This window comes from Sulfitobacter sp. PR48 (genome assembly GCF_028807335.1).
Lineage (GTDB): Bacteria > Pseudomonadota > Alphaproteobacteria > Rhodobacterales > Rhodobacteraceae > Sulfitobacter.
The window spans coordinates 60,553-78,858 of sequence record NZ_JARAMM010000014.1 but is presented as its reverse complement, the minus strand read 5'-3'; the positions used below and the strand labels follow the sequence as shown (position 1 = coordinate 78,858).

Annotated in this window: 18 protein-coding genes; 1 reads left to right on the top strand and 17 read right to left on the bottom strand. The window is 61.5% G+C overall.

Going from position 1 to position 18,306, the window contains the following annotated elements; translation table 11 throughout:
* Positions 1 to 130 precede the first annotated feature (130 nt).
* The 14 genes from PVW51_RS17940 to PVW51_RS17875 all read right to left on the bottom strand — a co-directional run bounded on the left by PVW51_RS17940 (position 131) and on the right by PVW51_RS17875 (position 15,092).
* Entirely contained in the window at positions 131 to 2,584 is a 2,454-nt protein-coding gene (locus PVW51_RS17940; protein ID WP_274576437.1) for a ligase-associated DNA damage response DEXH box helicase, read from the bottom strand.
* Positions 2,585 to 2,850: 266 nt separating this feature from the next.
* Entirely contained in the window at positions 2,851 to 4,158 is a 1,308-nt protein-coding gene (locus PVW51_RS17935; RefSeq protein ID WP_269367540.1) for an ATPase, read from the bottom strand.
* Positions 4,159 to 4,224: 66 nt separating this feature from the next.
* Positions 4,225 to 4,719 (bottom strand): prepilin peptidase, encoded by a 495-nt coding sequence (locus PVW51_RS17930; protein ID WP_269367541.1) that lies wholly within the window; start codon positions 4,717 to 4,719, stop codon positions 4,225 to 4,227.
* 4 nt (positions 4,720 to 4,723) lie between these two features.
* Positions 4,724 to 5,572 (bottom strand): tetratricopeptide repeat protein, encoded by an 849-nt coding sequence (locus tag PVW51_RS17925; RefSeq protein WP_274576434.1) that lies wholly within the window; start codon positions 5,570 to 5,572, stop codon positions 4,724 to 4,726.
* Between the two features lie 39 nt (positions 5,573 to 5,611).
* Positions 5,612 to 6,193, bottom strand: a complete 582-nt coding sequence (locus PVW51_RS17920) for a tetratricopeptide repeat protein (protein WP_269367543.1) — start codon at positions 6,191 to 6,193, stop codon at positions 5,612 to 5,614.
* Positions 6,193 to 7,179 carry a type II secretion system F family protein gene (locus PVW51_RS17915; RefSeq protein ID WP_274576433.1) on the bottom strand — a complete coding sequence of 329 codons (987 nt, stop codon included), beginning with the start codon at positions 7,177 to 7,179 and terminating at the stop codon, positions 6,193 to 6,195. Before PVW51_RS17915 ends, PVW51_RS17920 begins: the two co-directional genes overlap by 1 nt.
* 9 nt (positions 7,180 to 7,188) lie before the next feature.
* Positions 7,189 to 8,151: a type II secretion system F family protein gene (locus PVW51_RS17910; RefSeq protein ID WP_114272678.1), complete on the bottom strand. Its 963-nt coding sequence runs from the start codon at positions 8,149 to 8,151 to the stop codon at positions 7,189 to 7,191.
* A 74-nt stretch (positions 8,152 to 8,225) separates the two neighbouring features.
* Complete coding sequence (locus PVW51_RS17905; protein ID WP_269367545.1) at positions 8,226 to 9,659, bottom strand: CpaF family protein; 1,434 nt, start codon at positions 9,657 to 9,659, stop codon at positions 8,226 to 8,228.
* Between the two features lie 23 nt (positions 9,660 to 9,682).
* Positions 9,683 to 10,924: an AAA family ATPase gene (locus tag PVW51_RS17900; protein ID WP_269367546.1), complete on the bottom strand. Its 1,242-nt coding sequence runs from the start codon at positions 10,922 to 10,924 to the stop codon at positions 9,683 to 9,685.
* 287 nt (positions 10,925 to 11,211) lie between these two features.
* Complete coding sequence (locus tag PVW51_RS17895) at positions 11,212 to 11,910, bottom strand: OmpA family protein (protein WP_274576432.1); 699 nt, start codon at positions 11,908 to 11,910, stop codon at positions 11,212 to 11,214.
* Complete coding sequence (locus tag PVW51_RS17890) at positions 11,897 to 13,333, bottom strand: type II and III secretion system protein family protein (protein WP_269367548.1); 1,437 nt, start codon at positions 13,331 to 13,333, stop codon at positions 11,897 to 11,899. Before PVW51_RS17890 ends, PVW51_RS17895 begins: the two co-directional genes overlap by 14 nt.
* Positions 13,334 to 13,551: 218 nt before the next feature.
* A complete protein-coding gene (gene cpaB, locus PVW51_RS17885; protein ID WP_269367549.1) occupies positions 13,552 to 14,409 on the bottom strand; it encodes a Flp pilus assembly protein CpaB in 858 nt (285 codons plus the stop codon).
* A 203-nt stretch (positions 14,410 to 14,612) separates the two neighbouring features.
* Positions 14,613 to 14,795 (bottom strand): hypothetical protein, encoded by a 183-nt coding sequence (locus PVW51_RS17880; protein WP_114272683.1) that lies wholly within the window; start codon positions 14,793 to 14,795, stop codon positions 14,613 to 14,615.
* A 111-nt stretch (positions 14,796 to 14,906) separates the two neighbouring features.
* Positions 14,907 to 15,092 carry a hypothetical protein gene (locus PVW51_RS17875; protein WP_114272684.1) on the bottom strand — a complete coding sequence of 62 codons (186 nt, stop codon included), beginning with the start codon at positions 15,090 to 15,092 and terminating at the stop codon, positions 14,907 to 14,909.
* Between the two features lie 395 nt (positions 15,093 to 15,487).
* On the opposite strand from PVW51_RS17875, the gene PVW51_RS17870 reads away from it, so the two are divergent.
* The gene (locus tag PVW51_RS17870) at positions 15,488 to 16,312 is read left to right on the top strand and encodes a lytic transglycosylase domain-containing protein (RefSeq protein WP_205388093.1); all 825 of its coding nucleotides are present in this window, start codon (positions 15,488 to 15,490) and stop codon (positions 16,310 to 16,312) included.
* Between the two features lie 355 nt (positions 16,313 to 16,667).
* Here PVW51_RS17870 and PVW51_RS17865 read toward each other — a convergent pair whose 3' ends face one another.
* The 3 genes from PVW51_RS17865 to PVW51_RS17855 are packed head-to-tail and all read right to left on the bottom strand — an operon-like array spanning position 16,668 to position 18,272.
* Positions 16,668 to 16,997: a GNAT family N-acetyltransferase gene (locus PVW51_RS17865; protein WP_443069638.1), complete on the bottom strand. Its 330-nt coding sequence runs from the start codon at positions 16,995 to 16,997 to the stop codon at positions 16,668 to 16,670.
* Entirely contained in the window at positions 16,945 to 17,568 is a 624-nt protein-coding gene (locus tag PVW51_RS17860) for a 3-oxoacid CoA-transferase subunit B (RefSeq protein WP_269367551.1), read from the bottom strand. The genes PVW51_RS17865 and PVW51_RS17860 overlap by 53 nt, the downstream gene beginning before the upstream one ends.
* Complete coding sequence (locus PVW51_RS17855) at positions 17,568 to 18,272, bottom strand: CoA transferase subunit A (protein ID WP_269367552.1); 705 nt, start codon at positions 18,270 to 18,272, stop codon at positions 17,568 to 17,570. Before PVW51_RS17855 ends, PVW51_RS17860 begins: the two co-directional genes overlap by 1 nt.
* Positions 18,273 to 18,306: the final 34 nt, after the last annotated feature.

Below are 18,306 nucleotides of genomic sequence, written 5' to 3'. Positions count from 1 at the left end.
GATCGAAGGCCGTCTTTTCCGCTCAGCCCCCAGATCCGCTGCGACATGAGGCGCTGCCCGGCCTGGCACCCGGCGGACTGCTTCAATTGAACCTCCGCTCTGCGGCCCTTGAGGCCACCTGCACCTGCGTTCAGAACCCCGCCCGCCATTTTTGTTTGTTCGACGGCGCCGGGGTGATCTGCGCAAGGCCGGAGGTTTCCATCAGCCGGGCGGCCTCTTCCGCCAGCAGGCGCTCTTCGGCCTCGCCCTGGACCGGGACGCGGCCCATTTCAAGGAACAGAGGTGCGGCCAGCGGTGTCACCCGGGACAGGCGGCGGTGGTCGATGCGGCCGCCGATGCGGGTCAGCATTTCTTCGATGCGGCCGAAATCCACCAAACCGCGCAGGGCCTCTTCGCGGGTGATCTGCAGCATCAGGTGGTCCGGGTCGTAGCGCATCAGCGTGTCATATAGGATGTCCGAGGAAAACGTCGCCTGCCGCCCCGACTTGCGCGCCGAGGGCGTGTTGCGTTCGATCAGCCCCGCGATGGTGGCGGAGGCGCGGAAGGTGCGTTTCATCACCGCATTGCCTGCCAGCCAGGTCTCCAGCCCCTCGTGAAGCGCTGCGGGGTCAAAGAGCGGCGCGGGGTCCTTGAGCGCCTCCAGACCCCAGATCAGCGTGGCATAATCGGTGGCGACAAAGCCCAGGGGATGCAGGCCCAGTTCCTCCATCCGCTTGGTCAGCAAGAGGCCCAGGGTCTGCATCCCGTTGCGCCCGGCAAAGCCGTAGACGACCGTCTGTTCGCGCCCGTCATGGGGAAAACTCTCGATCAGCAGGCGGCCCGGCTGCGGCAGCTGGCTGACCTCACGCTGCAGATGCAGCCATTCGGCGGTGTGGCGTGGCAGGTCGGGCCAGTTGTCTTGCGTGAACATCTCCTGCACCCGGGCGGAAAGCTGCGTCGATGTGGCGAATTTGGTGCCCATGAAGGTGGCGATCTTTGGCTTTCGGGCAGCATCCCGGCTGACCTCCACCGTCATCTCGCGCAGGCCCTCGTATTTCACGATCTGCCCGCCGATCAGGAAGGTGTCGCCGGGGGTCAGGCTGGCGGCAAAGCCTTCCTCGATCTCGCCCAGCGGCTTGCCGCCCCGGTTGCGGCGCAGGCGGACCTTGAGCGTGTCGGTGTCCTGAATGGTGCCGATGTTCATGCGGATGCGCTGTGCCGCGCGGGGGTCGCGCAGCTGCCACCGCCCGTCGGGGCGCTGCAGCAGGCGTTGCCAGCGGTCATAGGCGCGCAGGGCATAGCCGCCCGTTGCGCAAAAGGCGAGGCAGGCGTCGAATTCGGCGCGGGACAGGGCCGCATAGGCGCCGGCGGAAGTGACTTCGGCAAAAAGCGCCTCGGCGTCGAAGGGCCCGGCGCAGGCGGCGATCAGGATGTGCTGGCACAGCACGTCGCGCGGGCCGGGGCCGCGCGGGTCGCCGTCCAGCTCCCCCGCCAGCACCGCATCGAGGGCAGCGACACATTCCACCACTTCAAAGCGGTTGGCGGGCACCAGCAGCGCCTTGGAAGGGGCGTTGTAGCGGTGGTTGGCGCGGCCGATGCGCTGCACCAGACGTTTGACGTTCTTGGGCGCGCCGATCTGGATCACCAGGTCCACATCGCCCCAGTCGATTCCCAGATCGAGGCTCCCGGTGCAGACGATGGCGCGCAAGTCGCCACGGACCATCGCCGCCTCTACCCGCTGGCGCTGGTCGCGGTCGAGGCTGCCGTGGTGGATGCCGATGGGCAGGCTGTCGTCATTGGCGAGCCAGAGGTTGTGAAAGAAGATCTCGGCCTGGGCGCGGGTGTTGTGGAAGATCAGCGTGGTTCTGTGCTTGCGCACCTCTTCCAGCACCGCCGGGATGGCATAGGCCGCACCGCCGCCGGACCATGGTGGAGCCTCTTCGGTGCGCAGCATCCGGATGTCGGGGGCCGGGCCGGGATCGGCCAGCAGGATCTCGCAGGGGTCGGGGTGGCGGGCCATCAGATGGGCAATGGCGGCGGGGTCTTCCACCGTGGCGGAAAGCCCCACGCGCTTCAGATCGGGGCAGAGGGTCTGCAACCGCGCCAGTGCCAGCATCAGCTGGTCGGCCCGCTTGCTTTCCGCCAGGGCATGGATTTCGTCGATCACCACCCGCTTGAGGCCGCGAAACATGCGCGGCGCGTCGTCATAGCTGACCAGCAGGGCGAGGCTTTCCGGTGTGGTGAGGAAGATATTGGGCGGGTCGGCGCGCTGGCGGCGGCGGCGCGCGGAGGGGGTGTCGCCGGTGCGTTCGTCGATGGTGACGGGCAGCGACATCTCCTGCACCGGGGTGGTCAGGTTACGTTTGATATCGGCGGCCAGCGCCTTCAGCGGCGAGACATAAAGCGTGTGCATCCCCTCGTGCTGCCCATCGGCAAGGTCGATCAGCGTGGGCAGGAAGCCCGACAGCGTCTTGCCCCCGCCGGTGGGTGCGATGAGCAGAAGGGCGGGGTCATCCGCGCGGTCCAGCATCGCCTGCTGGTGCGGGTGGATGGACCAGCCCTTGGCGGCGAACCAGTCGGAGAAGAGGGGGGGCAGGGGGCGCATGTCGGGCAAGGTAGCATGGCACAGACCGGGGGCCAGCCCCCGGACCCCCGGGAATATTTGGGGCCAAAAAGAAATGGATAAGAGCGTTTCGCGTTTACCTTGAGGCAGTTCTTGTCATCTGAGCGTTGAAATCTCTGATTTCCGGCAGCGTCAGGTCACGACAACGCTTTTTGAATGCGGGTCGTGGCGCGGAAAACAGCGCCTGATTTCCGTAAACCCCTGGTGAACCAGGTGCCGTTCGCGTCAGCCGGTCGGATTGGGTGCATCTATTTCACGATATGTTCGTCCTTCACGAACATGTTCGCCCAGGCGCGGTCGATCAGATCGGGGCTCATCTGGTAGGGGATGCCTTCGAATTCACAGATCGCGATCATCTGGTCGATCAGGAAGATTGGCTGGTAATTCGCATAGATGTTGTCGATCGTCGGGTATTTCACCTTGAGCAGATGCACCAATGTCGCCTCGTCCAGCGGCATGCCGCGTTTCTTGGCGACCATGGCAAAGATCTTGAGGAAGTTCTGCTGGTTCGGGCCGTCGATCTTGATCTTGAAGAAGATGCGGCGCAGGGCGGCCTGGTCAAAGATCTCGTTCGGGTGGAAGTTGGTGGAGAAGATCACCAGCGTGTCGAAAGGCACCTCGAACTTTTCGCCCGATTGCAGGGCAAGGATGTCCTTGCTTTCCTCCAGTGGCACGATCCAGCGGTTGACGATGGATTGAGGCGGTTCCTTTTGCCGGCCAAGGTCATCGACGATGAAGATGCCCCCGGTGGATTTCAGCTGCAGAGGTGCCTGATAGGTGCGCGCGGTGGGGTTGTAGACCAGATCGAGCATGTCGAGCGACAATTCGCCCCCGGTGATCACCGTGGGCCGTTCGCAGCAGACATAGCGCATGTCATAGCGGGTGACACGGCGCAGCGATGTCGGATCCTGCACTTCGTCCTCGGCCTTGGAATGCACGATAGGATCATAGACCGTGATCACCTGGCTGGCGTATTCGATGGCGCGCGGCACATAGACCCTGTCGCCGAGCGCGTCGCGGATGCCGTTTGAGATCGAGGATTTGCCGTTGCCGGGCGGGCCGTACATCAGGATCGACCGGCCTGCGCCGACAGCGGGGCCGAGGTGGTCGAGCAGGCTGTCGGGCAGCACCAGGTGGCCCATGGCGCCGGTCAGCTGTTCGCGGGTGATCTGCAGGTTGCGCACCGACTGGCGTTTGACCTGTTCGCGGTAGACGTCCAGCGGCACCGGCATCGGGCCGAAGTATTCCGACTGCGCCAGCGCGTCCAGCGCGCGGGCCTTGCCTGCGTCCGTCAGCTGGTAGCCCATTTCGTTGCCGTTCTGGGCATTCAGCGTGCCTGTTGCCTCCAGCAGGCGCTGGGTGCGGGCCATGTCCACCAGCTCCTGGGTCACCGGGATCGGCAGGCAGATGGCAGCCGAGAGTTCGCTGACAAGCTCGACGTTCTTGCGGAAGATCGTCTTGAGCAGGATGTCCCGCATCATCACGATCGGCAATTTCATGTCTTCGAGCCGCTTCGGCGGCGGCGGGGCCATGACGGCGGTGGTCTGCATGTTCACGGTGCGGCTCCTGTCGGGCGGGGCGTTGCTGCTCAGACGGGGTTTAACGTGGGATTATGGCGTTTATCAGGCGCCATAGAGGGCACCCAGGATCAGATAGATGGCCAAAGTGGGGCCAAGGGCGAGGCCCATGGGGAATTTCTTGGTCTGCTCCCAGCTGACCCATTCCGGGGCCATCCGGCGCAGGGGGGAATATTTGGCCCCCTTGTGTGCCACGACAGCCGCCAGAAGGGTCACCATGAACAGCGAGATCAGCAGCCGCAGGTCACCCAATGCGATGTAAGGCGCGGCGGCCGCGGCGAATTTGGCGTCACCCGCGCCCAGGACCCCGGCCGCGTTCAGGACCACACCCACTGCCAGCACAATCAGCAGTGCCGCAAGCCGCCACAGGTAGACGTCGAAAGGCAACAGGAAGAAACCCAGCACGACAAAGATCAGGGCCAGCAGGATGACAGCCTTGTTGGTGATCTTCATCAGCGCCATGTCGGTATAGGCGACGTAAAGACAGATCGGCAGGACAAAGGGCAGGAACCACAGTGCGTCCGTGGCGCTGATCGTCAAGAGACTAGCTTTCCAAAGCGCGCAGCGATCGCACGGCGGCTTCGAAATGCTGCGGATGGGTGTCAATGGCTTCGCGCAACAGCCCTTTGCCGGTTTCCACATCGCCTTTCTTGATCGCGGACAATGCCATGGTGTGCAGCAGTTGCGCGCGCTCTGTCTGGTCCATCGGGATCACGGGCAGGGTGTAGTCGCGCTGTGCGGCGCGGGCCAGGATCAGGTTGTTCTTGGCGGTGAACAGGGTGGTGTCCTGACGCACGGCTTCAGAGAACAGCCGCTCCGCATCGGCATAATCGCCGCGGGTCAGTTTGGAATAGCCCCAGTTGTTCATGACGGCACCCGGCGTGGTGGTCAGCCCGACTGCGATCTCGTAAAAGCTGTCGGCCTTCTTCCATTCCTGCTTGCTGTCGGCGACCAGCGCCTCAAGCCTGTAGCGCTTGAATGTCTCATGGGTGGGCGGCACGCCATCGAGGATTTTTTCCGCCTTGGCCCAGTCGCCCGCGCGGATCAGCGCATCGGCATATTCGACGCTGTCGTCGCTGGTGGCGCCTTTCATCTTGGTCACCTTGGACCAGGCGACGGCACCCTCTGTCACCCGTTTTGCCCGGATCAGCGAAGATGCAAGGCCGCGCTGGTGGCTGATGTCATCGGGTTTCTCGGCGGTGGCGCGTGCGAAATAGGTCACCGCCTCGTTCGGGTCCGCAACCGTCAGCATCACATCGGAAAGATTGCTCTCGTCGACCACGTTGACGTCCTTGAAGGCGCGTTCGACAGTGGCGTTTGCGTCTTTTTCACCGCAGCCTGCAACAGTGGTCACGCCTGCGATGCAGACGGCCAAAAGAATAGGGTGGCGCATGTTTGCGTCCTTTTCTGCTCTACCTCGATGCCGGTGTCGTTAAAGAGGGGCTGTGATCAGAAAATCACCGCCGCCCCGGCGCACCAGCTTATAATCGTTGTCGTCAAGTTCTACGTTATCAGAATTTTGCGATTTGGCGAGTGCCAAGCGAAGATTGTCGCGGATTGCGTCACTTTGGCCATTGTCGAGCGCATAGGCCTTTTTGAAGATCTGCTCGGCCTCGACGGTCTTGCCCCGTTCCATCAGGACAACGCCCAGGTTGTTCCAGACTTCGGGCTGGCTGCCATCTTCCTTCACGGCGCGGCGCAGCAGGGTTTCGGCCTGTCCCAGACGGCCAAGCCCGAGGTTGGCGGAACCGAGACCCGACAGCACTTCGCCGTTGAGCCCCTGGTCGAGCGCTGCACGGTTGAAGGATTTGATGGCCAGTTCGTATTGCCCGGCGGCAATCAGGCGGTGGCCCACTTCGACACCGTCAACCGCCTCTGCCCGCTGGTCGACGCCGGGGGCATAGACCTGTTCGGATTTCGACGCAGAAAAGCCGCCCGGTGAACAGGCGGCCAATCCAAGGATCGTGGTCAGGGCAAGGGCACGGATAGATCCGCGCCCGTGTCGTGGTGTCATTATTCCGCCAGTCCACCCATATTGCCAAGTTGCGTGATGCCATGGACCGAAGGACCCACAAGAATGATCAGCAGCGGCGGCACCGTGAGCATCATTGTGGCAAGGGTCATCTTGGTTGGCAACTTGTTTGCGGCCTCTTCCGCGCGCATCACGCGTTTATCACGCATTTCCGCGGCATAGACCCGCAGCGCGTCCGAGATCGACGTCCCGAAGGCGGCCGATTGCACCAGCACGGTCACGAAGGATGACACGTCCTGCACGCCGCAGCGTTCGCCCATGTCATTCAGGACCGTGATCTTGTCCTTGCCGGCCTTCATCTCGTAGGCGACGATCTGGAATTCCTCGGACAGGGCGCGGTAGGAGGCGCGCAGTTCGGCGCTGACGCGGACGATACATTGGTCAAGCGACTGGCCGGCCTCGACGCAGACCAGCATCATGTCGAGCGCGTCAGGGAAACCACGGGTGATTTCCTCCTTGCGGGCCTCGACGCGGCGCGTCACCCAGTATTTCGGCAGGAAATATCCCAATGCGCCGGGCATCAGGGTGTAGATCATTGTCTTTTGCGTGCTCATGCCTTCGCCGCCGCCCAGCACACCGGTGTAGAAGATGCCCGCAGCCATGCCGAGCAGCCCCAGCGCCATCTGTGCGAAGTAGAAGATGCGCACCGCGTCGCGCGACTGATATCCGGCCTGGCGCAGCATGAGCTGTTTGGCGGAGAGTTCGGCAACATCCTCGGGTTCGAGGAATTTGGCGAATTTCTGCAATTGTGCGTTCTGGTCGGCCTGGCGCAGCCTGGCGTTCTGGTCTGCCTTGCCCGGGTTCGCCGCGTTGCGCTTGAGCTTGGTCAGCGGGTCTTCGGGCTGGCGCAGGTACATGATGGCGGCGGTGGCCACCATGACAAAGCCCACGACACCAGCGATGATGATCAACCCCATCGGGCCGAGGGTCCGGGTGACCTGATCGTTGATCTGCAAAAGGATATCCATGTCTCTGCCTTACACTTTGATGTCGGTGAGAATGCGCATCACAAAGAGGTTCATCGCCAGGAAGATACCCACGAGGAAACAGGCGGGAATGAACAGGGCGTGGTCGCGCACTTCGTCATAGTAATGCGGGTCGGAGACGTTGATCACGATCAGCGCCACGATGGGGAAGGCGGACAGGAACTTGCCGGACCATTTTGCCTCTGCCGTGATCGCCTTGACCCGGCGGAACAGGCGGAAACGGGCGCGGATCACCTTGGCCAGACCGGCGAGGATCTCGGCCAGGTTACCACCTGATTGCTGCTGGATCGTCACGGCCACGGCGAGAAAGCGCAGATCCTGCATGTCCAGGCGTTCGGCCATGTCTTTCAGCGCCTCGCCCACGTCGCGGCCATAGGCGGATTCATCGGCGATCACCCCGAATTCGGAGGCCAGCGGATCCTGGATTTCCTTTGAGACAATGGAAATGGCGTTGGAGAACGGATGCCCCACCCGAAGCGAACGCACCATCAGCTCCACCGCATCGGGCAGCTGTTCCTCGATCATGCCCATGCGTTTGTTCGCCTTGGCCGAGATCCAGAAATAGACGCCGCCGACACCGATGCCGACCGACAGAAGGGCGCGCACCGGCGCGTCGGTTTCGGTGCCCACGGTCAGCGCCATGAAGGCCGCGGCAGAGACCCCGGCCATGATCATCAGAAGCTGCTTGGGCGTAAAGGCGATGGCCGCCTTTTGTGCCTTGATCGACAGCAGCGAATACAGCGGGATGGTCTTGGCATCCATGTGCTGCTGCATTTCCTTGCGCAGCTTGTCCAGCACCTCCTCGCGGCGGGTGCCTTTTTCCAGCATCTCAAGGCGGCGGTTCACGCGGCTGTTGAGGCTGATGGATTTGCCAAAGGCGACAAGGTAAAGGCCTTCGACCAGCACCAGAACACCGATGAAGATCAGGCCGTAGATGATTGGTTCGGCGCTCATAGCACTAATTCCTTACAGGGCAGATGCATTCTTGTGACGCGGCCCGGCGGGCCGGGGGGTTCCTGGGATACGGCCTATTGGGCCGCAATCGGTTCATAGATGGACGAGGGCAGGTCATAGCCCCACATGCGGAAGCGTTCCGCATAGTGGCTGCGCACCCCGGTGGCGGTGAAATGGCCGATGATCTTGTTGTCGGGTGTCAGGCCCACGCGCTGATAGCGGAAGATTTCCTGCATGGAGATGACATCGCCCTCCATGCCCGTGATCTCGGTGATCGAAGTCATGCGGCGCGAACCGTCCTGCAGGCGGCTGGCCTGCACGATCAGGTTCACAGCCGAGGAGATCTGGCTGCGCACGGCTTTCAGCGGCATTTCGATCCCGGCCATGGCGATCATGTTCTCCAGACGGGACACGCCGTCGCGGGCGGAGTTGGCGTGGATCGTGGTCATCGAACCGTCGTGGCCGGTGTTCATGGCCTGCAACATGTCGATGACTTCCTCGCCACGTGTCTCGCCCACGATGATCCGGTCAGGACGCATCCGCAGGGCGTTTTTCAGACAGTCGCGGGGGGAAACCTCGCCCTTGCCTTCGACGTTGGCGGGGCGGCTTTCCATCCGGCCCACATGGGTCTGCTGCAGTTGAAGTTCCGCCGTATCCTCGATGGTCAGGATACGCTCGGCGTTGTCGATGAAGGACGACAGGGCGTTCAGCGTCGTGGTTTTGCCCGAACCGGTGCCGCCCGACACGATGATGTTCAGGCGGGTCGCCACGGCGGCTTGCAGATAGGCGGCCATTTCCTCGGTGAAGGCACCGAAATTCACCAGATCGTCGATCCCCAGCTTGTCTTTCTTGAACTTACGGATGGAAACAAGGCTGCCGTCCACCGCAACCGGCGGCACCATCGCGTTGAAGCGCGAGCCATCCTGCAGACGGGCGTCCACATAGGGGTTGGATTCATCCACCCGGCGGCCCACGGCGCTGACGATCTTGTCGATGATGCGTAGCAGGTGTTTTTCGTCCTTGAAGGTGATATCGGTCAGCTGCAGCTTGCCGTCGCGTTCGACGAAAATCTGCTGCGGGCCGTTCACCAGGATATCGTTGACCGTATCGTCCTTGAGCAGGGTTTCCAGCGGCCCAAGGCCCGTCACCTCGTCAAAGAGCTCGGAGTTCAGCGTCATCCGGTCTTCGCGGTTCAGAACGATGCTTTTCTCGGCCAGAATCTCCGCCGAGATCGCGTTGATTTCCTGACGCAGGTCGGCTTCGCTTGCATGTTCCAGCGCCGCCAGGTTCAGGTTGTCCAGCAGGGCGCGGTGCAGTTCCAGCTTGATCTCGCCCATCCGCTGCTTGCGCTTCACATCCTTGTCGATGGGTGCGGCTGCGGCGGGTTGCGCGGCCTTGCGCACCACCGTTTTGGCCGCATGGGCAGCGGGTGGCGGTGCGAGGTCAACCACCGCCGCCGGTTTGCGGGCCGCTGCGGTCTCTGGCGTCTTCTTGTATTTCGAAAACATGGCAGGCTCTTTCAGTTCGGGGATCAGGCCGCTTCGGCCTGGTCGCCTTTCAAGTGATGGATTGAGGCGGCAAGCTTGGCGATTTCGCGGCGCAGCGGGCTTTTCGGCGCGGAATTGGCAAGCGGCAGGCCGTGGTCATTGGCCTGCGTGATCGGCTTGCCCCCGTCCGGCAGTTGCACGTCGATGGAGATGCTCAGCGATTCCGCCATCCGCTTGACGCGGCTCTTGCCGTTCAGGTCCGTGAACTTGGGCGCGCGGTTCAGCACATAGCGCAGCTTTTCAACCGGCAGATCCTCTGATTGCAGCGCGCGCTTGAACCGCAGCGTGTTCTGGGCCGACCGCATGTCGAGTTCGAGCATGGCAAAATAGACATGCGCCTGGTTGAGAACGGTTTCAGACCATTGCACCAGCGTCGAGGGCATGTCGATCACCACATAATCGAACTGGCTGCGCGCGATGCTCAGCACACGTTCGATGTCTTCGGAGCCCAGCAGGTCCAGCGGCAGCATATCCGTGGGGGCGGTCAGCACGTTCAGCTTGTCTTCATAGGTCAGCATCGCCTGACCGAAAATTTCGTCGTCCATTGCTTCAGTGTCAGACAGCATCTCGTAGACGGCCTCGCGGCGCGGCAGGTCGAGGAAGGTCGCAACGGAACCGTACTGGAAATCGAGATCCAGCAGGCACACCGAGGGCGCGTTTTTCTTGTCGGCTGTGGCCAGTTCCCAAGCCAGGTTCACCGCCATGGTGGTGCTGCCGGTGCCACCGGCAAGACCGTGTACCACGATCACCGCGCCATTCTTGTTGGCACCTGCACGCAGGCTGGGTCCGCTGGCTTCGACGTGCTGCTGGACTGCCTGGTCGACCATGCGCACGCGGTCGATGGCCTGCGCCAACTCGCCTTCGGGCAGGGGATAGGGAACAAATTCATCCGCGCCCTGCCGCAGCAGGCTGTGCAGCGCGGCGGGGGTTACATCCTCTGCGATCAGGATGACCTTGATATCGTGGGCCTTGGCCTGGCTGATGATCTGGGTCATCAGCACCAGGTTGTCCTCGTCCTCCTGGTCCATCGCCAGGGCGATGAATTCCATCGCATTGGCTTCGGGCTGGTTGAAAAAGGCAAGTGCCTCGGCAAACCCGAGATCGCCCCAGCTTTCGCCCATGGAATCTTCCATGTCCTCGATCAAAAGATCGAAGTTCTGCACGTCACGGCTGACGGTACAGGCAACAATCGGCGCTGTTTCTGGTTGGGGCATTACACTACTCATAGCCTTTATCCTCTACTCACAAGGGCTTGGCGGCTGGAGCTGCTGCAGGTTCAATGCAGTTTCGATCCCGCGCGGTCACCCATGTCTGGCATTCTGCACAGACACATCTGTCCTATTGCGTGAATATCGCGGCAAACTTGGGCGAGATTGGGGCCAAAACGGTCTGATTGTTGGGTATGTTGAAACGATCAGGCGCTGCGGTTGAGATTGATCAGACCGCTCCGTCGGGGCCAAAAAGGCAGGGGACGGGCAAGAAGAAGGGGGCCAATGGCCCCCTGCTGTCCGGTTTACTGGCCGCCGACCCCTGCGGTCAGCGTCTCGCTCAGCTGACTGGGGGGCACACCGCTTGCGACGTAGTCGCGATAGATGATCTGCGCGTATTTGCCATCCAGAACGGTGGGGTGGCGTTCCACAAAACCACTGACCTCGGTCACGGTACGGCGGTTCCTGCGCTCGCGGCCCTGTGTCACGATCAGGGGCTGGGTTTCACCAAAGGACACCACAGCTTCGAGACGGCTGCGGCTGATGCCCAGTGTCGACAGGTAGCTGACGACAGCATTGGCGCGGCGCAGGCCAAGGCCCTTGTTATAGCGGTTCGATCCCACCGCGTCGGTGTGACCGTAGACGCGGAAGCGGATTTCCGGGAACTGGCGGATCCAGCCGGCCTGCTGGCGCAGGATCGCCTGGGCGTTGCCATCCAGCTGCGATGAATTGAAATCGAAGTTCACGACCGATGTCACTTCGTTGGCAAAGCGGTTGGCCAGATCGAAGGTATATTGCCGCTCGCCCGTCATCACCAGACGGTTGTTCAGCGTCGCATTGCCAAAGTAGCCGGTATCGGCCAGCGCGCCCGCCTCGCTGTAGAACTGGGTATAGACCGGATCGGAACTGGGCGCGCAGCCCAGAAGGGCGGCCAGAGCTGCCGAAGCAGTGGTTACTTTGAGTTTCATGACCAGCATTGGTGTCATCTGTTCAGTCCAGTACATAACCATATGACCCGCCAAAGTCCTGTTTGGCAACCTCGCCGGCGGCACCCTTGCTCGGGGCGCGTGTGCCTTCTGCGGTGCGGCCATAAAGGAACAGGTCCTTCTCGGTAGGCGGCTTGATCCGGTCGGTGGGCAGCGCAAGCGCTTCGCCACGGGTCGGTGTGACCAGATGCGCGGTCACGATGATGACAAGTTCGGTCTGGCTGCGCTGATAATCCGCGGAGCGGAAGAGGGCGCCCAGGACCGGTACATCGCCGATCCACGGCAACTGCCGGGAATTGTCGGTAAAGTCGTCGGTCAGAAGCCCCGCGATGGCAAAGCTTTCACCGTCGCGCATTTCAACCGTGCTGGAGGTCTCGCGCCGGGTGAAGGCGGCAATCGAGATGCCGTTGCCCAGTTCGAGGCTGTTGGTCGGGTCGATGGCGGAAACCGCCGCCTTGAGTTCGAGGTTGATCAGATCCTTGTCGACCACGCGGGGGATAAATACCAGTTCGACGCCAAAAGGCTTGAATTCGACCGAGATCCGGTTGTCCGTCTGCGCCACGGGGACGGGATATTCGCCACCGGCGAGGAATTTTGCCTCCTGCCCGGAAAGTGCAACCAGGTTCGGCTCTGCCAGGAACCGGACGACACCTTTTTCTTCCAATGCTTCCAACAGGATACCAACCTGGGTCGATCCTGCATTGAATCCGAAGAGGACCGCGCCCGCGTTCTGGTTGCCGGCTGGAATGTTGCCACCAAGCGAGCCTGCGACCCCGCCGGAGGTATTTGTCGTTCCGGTGCCGCCGTTGATCCCGGTGCCGCCGATGGCCCCGTTCAGCGCCAGCGATGCGCCAAGCGATTTGGAAACGTTGCGCTGCATTTCTGCAAAGCGCACTTTCATCATCACCTGCTGGATACCACCGACGCTCATCAGGTTGGACACCCGTTCGGGGGCGTAGCGCTCCGCGAGGTCCAGCGCGCGTTGAAGGCGCTGGGTGGAAGAGACGATGCCCGACAACACGATGCCGTCATTGGCGGTGCGCACTTCGATATTCTCACCGGGCATGATCTGCCGCAGGCGTTCCTTGAACTCCGACACATCCGCCGCGACGCGCACATCGACGTTGGTGATCAGCTGGCCGCTTGCGTCAAGCAGTGTCAGCGTGGTCAGACCCGGCGATTTGCCCAGCACATAGATGGTGCGATCGGAGAGCGATGAAATATCCGCGATACCGGGGTTGGCGATGCTGAGCTCGGCAAAGGGGATATCGCTTTCCACCACCACCGCACGGTTCATCGGCACGTTGAGCGCCGCGTTCGTGCCACGTTTCATGACCCGCAGCGTATCCGCCTGGGCGGTCAGGGGAGCGAGCACTGCGACAGGCGCAGCGGTCAGTGTCAGGCCCAATAGAGCCGCTTTCAGAAATCTGTCGATTTTCATGTGACCTGCCTTTTTGATCACGCCTCAATGTAGGGTCTTTTCGCCCGTCGTTTGAAACACTCTGCGTCAGTTTCGATTTTATTGCAAGAATCAAGGTGTTCGGCTGGTTTTCTTATGTGGACAAATAGCAACATAACGCAAAACCGAACCGGCGCCGCATCACTGCGGCGCCGGGTCAAGCGATTGGTTTCCAACAACCTTGATGGCCTTGGGGCTGATCAGTTGGTGCAGGGGATCGGCAGTTCGACCACTTCAGCACCGCGCCGTGTGCGGATGGTGCAGACCTTTTCCTTGGCAACTTCGGCCTTGATTTCCTCGGCAGCGATGCCAAGCAGCGCGCGTTGGTCCACTTCGATGGCAGAGGCCACCGTGTCATCTTCGGCACCCACCAGCGACAGCGAGAGGTTCCCGGTCGATTGCGCCTGGGCAAGCCCGGCAACCTGCTGCGGGCTGACGGCAACGGTGACGGTGCGGGCGATGGTCGCCTCGCTCAGCTCGCCACCGGCAGATTGGTCCACCGCGATCAATTGCACGCCGGCCTCGATCAGCTTGGTGACTTCGGTGCTGGGTGTGTCGCGGTTGATGCTGACGCGGCCTGTCCAATAGACATCGACCTTGTCGCCCGGACGCAGGAAGCCCGAAACGCCACTGGAGACGTCAACCTTGATGGTAAACGCGCGTTTGCCGCGTTCCAGCCGCGAGGTCAGACCGGTATCTTCACCCGGTGCCGTGACCTTGAGCGCCATGATTGCTTCGTCTTTCTCCATGGCGCGCAGGACAACGCGGGGTTCATCCGTATTTTCGGGGAAGAGGACCGCATAATCTGTAAAGGCCCCTTCGGGGATGGCATTCTCGGGCCATGCAACTTCGCGCACGTCCTCCGGAGTCAGCCGCTGCCCGTATTTCAGGGGGCCTTCGGCGACAAAGACCGAAACCGTGGGCACAACCTGGGACAAGGCTTCCTGAGCGCGCGCATTCGCCAGTTGGTATTGCGCGATCCGATCCTTGGCCAGATATACCGCCCCGCCGGCAAGCGCGATGCCCACCAAAAGGACCAGTCCAAATACCATCCGCATGTTATCACCTCTTGCTCATTCGTGCCGGGATTGCCCGACGCCTCTTTGTCAACATCCGGCGTAGCAGCCGAATATGACGAAACTTTGCCTCTCCGGTGGAAAGGGTTGGGCGCCCGCCGCCGCGACGCTGACAGGGTCAGGATCATCGGAGAAGAGCGCCCGAAAGGCCGACCCGGAGGCCGGCCCGTCAAGTCAGTTTGTGGTCAGTTCCCGACCAATCGATTGCCCAGCCAGGTGCCGGTGCCATCGCCCACGCTTTCTGCGCCGTTGTGGATCGCCACAACAATTACAACCGCCAGTGAGACGACTGCAGCAGTCAGGACAACCCAATCCACCGTGACTGCGCCACGTTCGGATTTTCGGAATTGCTTCAGTTTGCGCAACATGGTTGTGCTCCTCTTAAAGAGGGTTGACCCGATCGTCCGACCGGGACGAAAACGGGGCCGCAGTCTGATCATCAGAGTGCGGCCCCGCAATTTCACACCATCAGGTGAGAATTAGTTGGTGCCGGGTGTACGGTTGTCCAGGTATGTCGCTGTACGGTCGGTCAGGCCGGAAGCGCCGGTCTGGATCGAGGAGTAGGCTGCGACGGCCAGGCCAACAACGGCGGCGGTCAGCACGACCCAGTCAACAGTCACGGCGCCGGATTCGTCAGATTTGAAGTTTGCGAAGAAGTTCATCATGTTTTGTCCCTCCAAGGATCAGGTTTTAAGGTTACACCCTGCCGTCCGTTGGTGGCGCCGTTCTCTCAGTTGAGCGCCTGTCCGACTTGGTATGACGCTATATAGCTGTCTGATTGGGGCATGAATTTGGCGGCAAATGTGACTTTTTGGTTTTTTCGCCCATCTCTGGCCAAAAAATTTACAAGCACATGTTATCAAACGAAATTTCCCGCGATACACGTGTGGGTTTAGTTAAATTCGAAAGATCTTGGGGCGAATTATGGCGAAATTGCCGCAATTCCTGCCTCGATTTAAGGGTTTTGGCAGGGCGCGCGGCGCGATTTACTGGTTTCGACAGTGATTTTGTGGGAAGCTGTCTGAAAATCGAGCCGATAAACAAACAACGGCAGGCAGGCATGTATCGTATTCTGGCAATCGCGCTCTTTTCGGGCGCCATGGTGGCGGCACCGCTATGGGCGGAGAGCGCGCGTCCCTTTGCAGATTTCAGCGCCAAGCGGATCAAGGCCCCCAAACCGGGAAGCCGGCCACGGATCGGCATCCAGATCGACCCGGCGGTTCAGGCCGCGGCGCTGAAGCCCAGGGTCGGCCCCGACGTGGTGGCGCAGCCATCGGGGGCCATCACGCCCAGGGAACCTGGTCAATATGACTGGTTCTGGGAAAAGGTATCTCCGAATATTGCGCAATCCGGTCCGGGACGTCTGGAAACCGCGATGGCAACGCTGGCGGGCGCGGCCGACCGCGTCAACAGCCCGCGCCTGCAGCAGATGCAGGATATCGCCAAGGTCAACGGCATCGACATCCTGCGTTCCACCATCGGGACACAGGTCTCGCCCGCGCTGGTGCTGGCGGTGATCACCGTGGAATCCGCCGGAAAGCCTGATGCCGTCAGCCGGGCCGGCGCGCAGGGGCTGATGCAGCTGATGCCGGCCACGGCGGAACGGTTCGGGGTGACGGACAGTCTGGCGTCTTCCCAGAACATCACCGGCGGGGTGAAATACCTGAACTGGCTGATGGACGAATTTGACCGCGACCCGATCCTGGTGCTGGCAGGGTATAATGCCGGAGAGGGCTCGGTGCGCAAACACGCCGGTGTGCCGCCCTTTGCCGAGACACGCGACTACGTGCCCAAGGTGCTGGCGGCCTTCCAGGTGGCCAAGGGTTTGTGCAAGACCCCGCCCGAGCTGATCTCGGACGGTTGTGTATTTGCCGCGATGAACTGAGTGGCGAGAAACGGAGTTTTTGAAAACTCCGGCCCGATCTTTTTGAAAAGATCGCGACACCCGGCCTTGCAGACATCGAAAGCCTTCGCCAGTCACGGATGTTTTCGCCACCCGCCGCTCACAAGAGGTCAGAGCGGCATGGTCAGCGGGAGAAACGGAGTTTTTGAAAACTCCGGCCCGATCTTATTGAAAAGATCGCGACACCCGGCCTTGCAGACATCGAAAGCCTCCGCCAGTCACGGATGTTTTCGCCGCCCGCCGCTCACGAGAGGTCAGAGCGGCATGGTCGGCGGGAGAACCGGAGTTTTTGAAAACTCCGGTCCGATCTTTTTGAAAAGATCGTGCAACCCGGCCTTCAGACGTTGAAGGCGTCCGCCCATTCCGGATGTTTCCGCCGCATCGCGTTCACGAAGGGGCAGAGCGGCACGATCTTGAAACCCTCGGCACGCGCATCCTCGACCAGCCGTGTCACCAGTTTCAGACCGGCGCCGGTGCCTTTCAGGGCCTCCGGTACGCCGGTGTGATCGGCGATCACCTGGGTTTCACCAAGGCGCGAATAGGTCAGCTCAGCCTCGTGACCGTCCTGGGTCAGGACATAGCGGCCCTTGCTGCCGCTGACCTCGCGGGTGATCTCAGACAATCGTCGCCTCGGTCGCCGCGCGCAACTCGTCCTCGGTGACGCCATCTGCGCATTCGACAATTCTCAAACCGCCTTCGACCACGTCCAGCACACCAAGGTTGGTGATGATCCGGTCCACCACGGCCTTGCCGGTCAGCGGCAGGCTGCATTCCTTGAGCACCTTGCTTTCGCCGGCCTTGTTCTGGTGGTCCATCACGACAATGACCTTGCCGACCCCTGCGACAAGGTCCATCGCGCCGCCCATGCCCTTGACCAGCTTGCCGGGGATCATCCAGTTCGCCAGATCGCCGTTTTCGGCCACTTCCATGGCCCCCAGGATCGCCGCGGCAATCTTGCCGCCGCGGATCATGCCGAAACTCATGGCGCTGTCGAAATAGGAGGTGCGGGAAAGTTCGGTGATCGTCTGCTTGCCCGCATTGATCAGGTCGGGGTCCTCATCGCCCTCAAGGGGGAAGGGGCCCATGCCCAGCATGCCATTCTCGGATTGCAGGGTGATGTCCTTGTCACCGACATAATTGGCCACCAGCGTCGGAATCCCGATGCCGAGGTTCACATACATGCCGTCTTCCAGCTCTTGTGCCGCGCGTGCGGCCATCTGATTGCGATCCCAGCCCATTATGCTTCCTCCCGCTTGCGCGTGGTGCGCTGTTCGATGCGTTTCTCGTGGGTGCCCTGGACGATCCGGTGCACATAGATGCCCGGCAGGTGGATCGCGTCGGGGTCAAGCGACCCGCGCGGCACGATTTCCTCGACCTCTGCGATGCAGACCTTGCCGCACATGGCGGCAGGCGGGTTGAAGTTGCGCGCGGTCTTGCGGAACACCAGGTTGCCGGTGTCGTCGGCCTTCCAGGCCTTGACGATGCTGAGGTCGGCAAAAATGCCCTCTTCGAGGATGTAATCCTCGCCGTTGAACTGTTTGACTTCCTTGCCCTCAGCGATCTGGGTGCCGACACCGGTCTTGGTGTAGAAACCGGGGATGCCGCAGCCGCCCGCGCGCATCCGTTCGGCCAGGGTGCCTTGGGGATTGAACTCAAGCTCCAGTTCACCGGACAGATACTGGCGCATGAATTCCGCGTTCTCGCCCACGTAGGAGGAGATCATCTTTTTCACCTGCCGGGTCTGCAACAGGATGCCGATGCCAAAATCGTCCACGCCCGCGTTGTTGGACGCAAAGGTCAGGTTCTTGGCACCATTCTCCTTGATCGCCTGCAGCAGCAATTCCGGTATGCCGCAGAGGCCAAAGCCCCCGGCGGCGATCAGCATGCCATCTGACAGAACGCCTTCCAGCGCCTCGGTGGCGGTTGCGTAGATTTTGTTCATTCTGCATGATCCCCTGTCGCTATGGTCAGAAGAA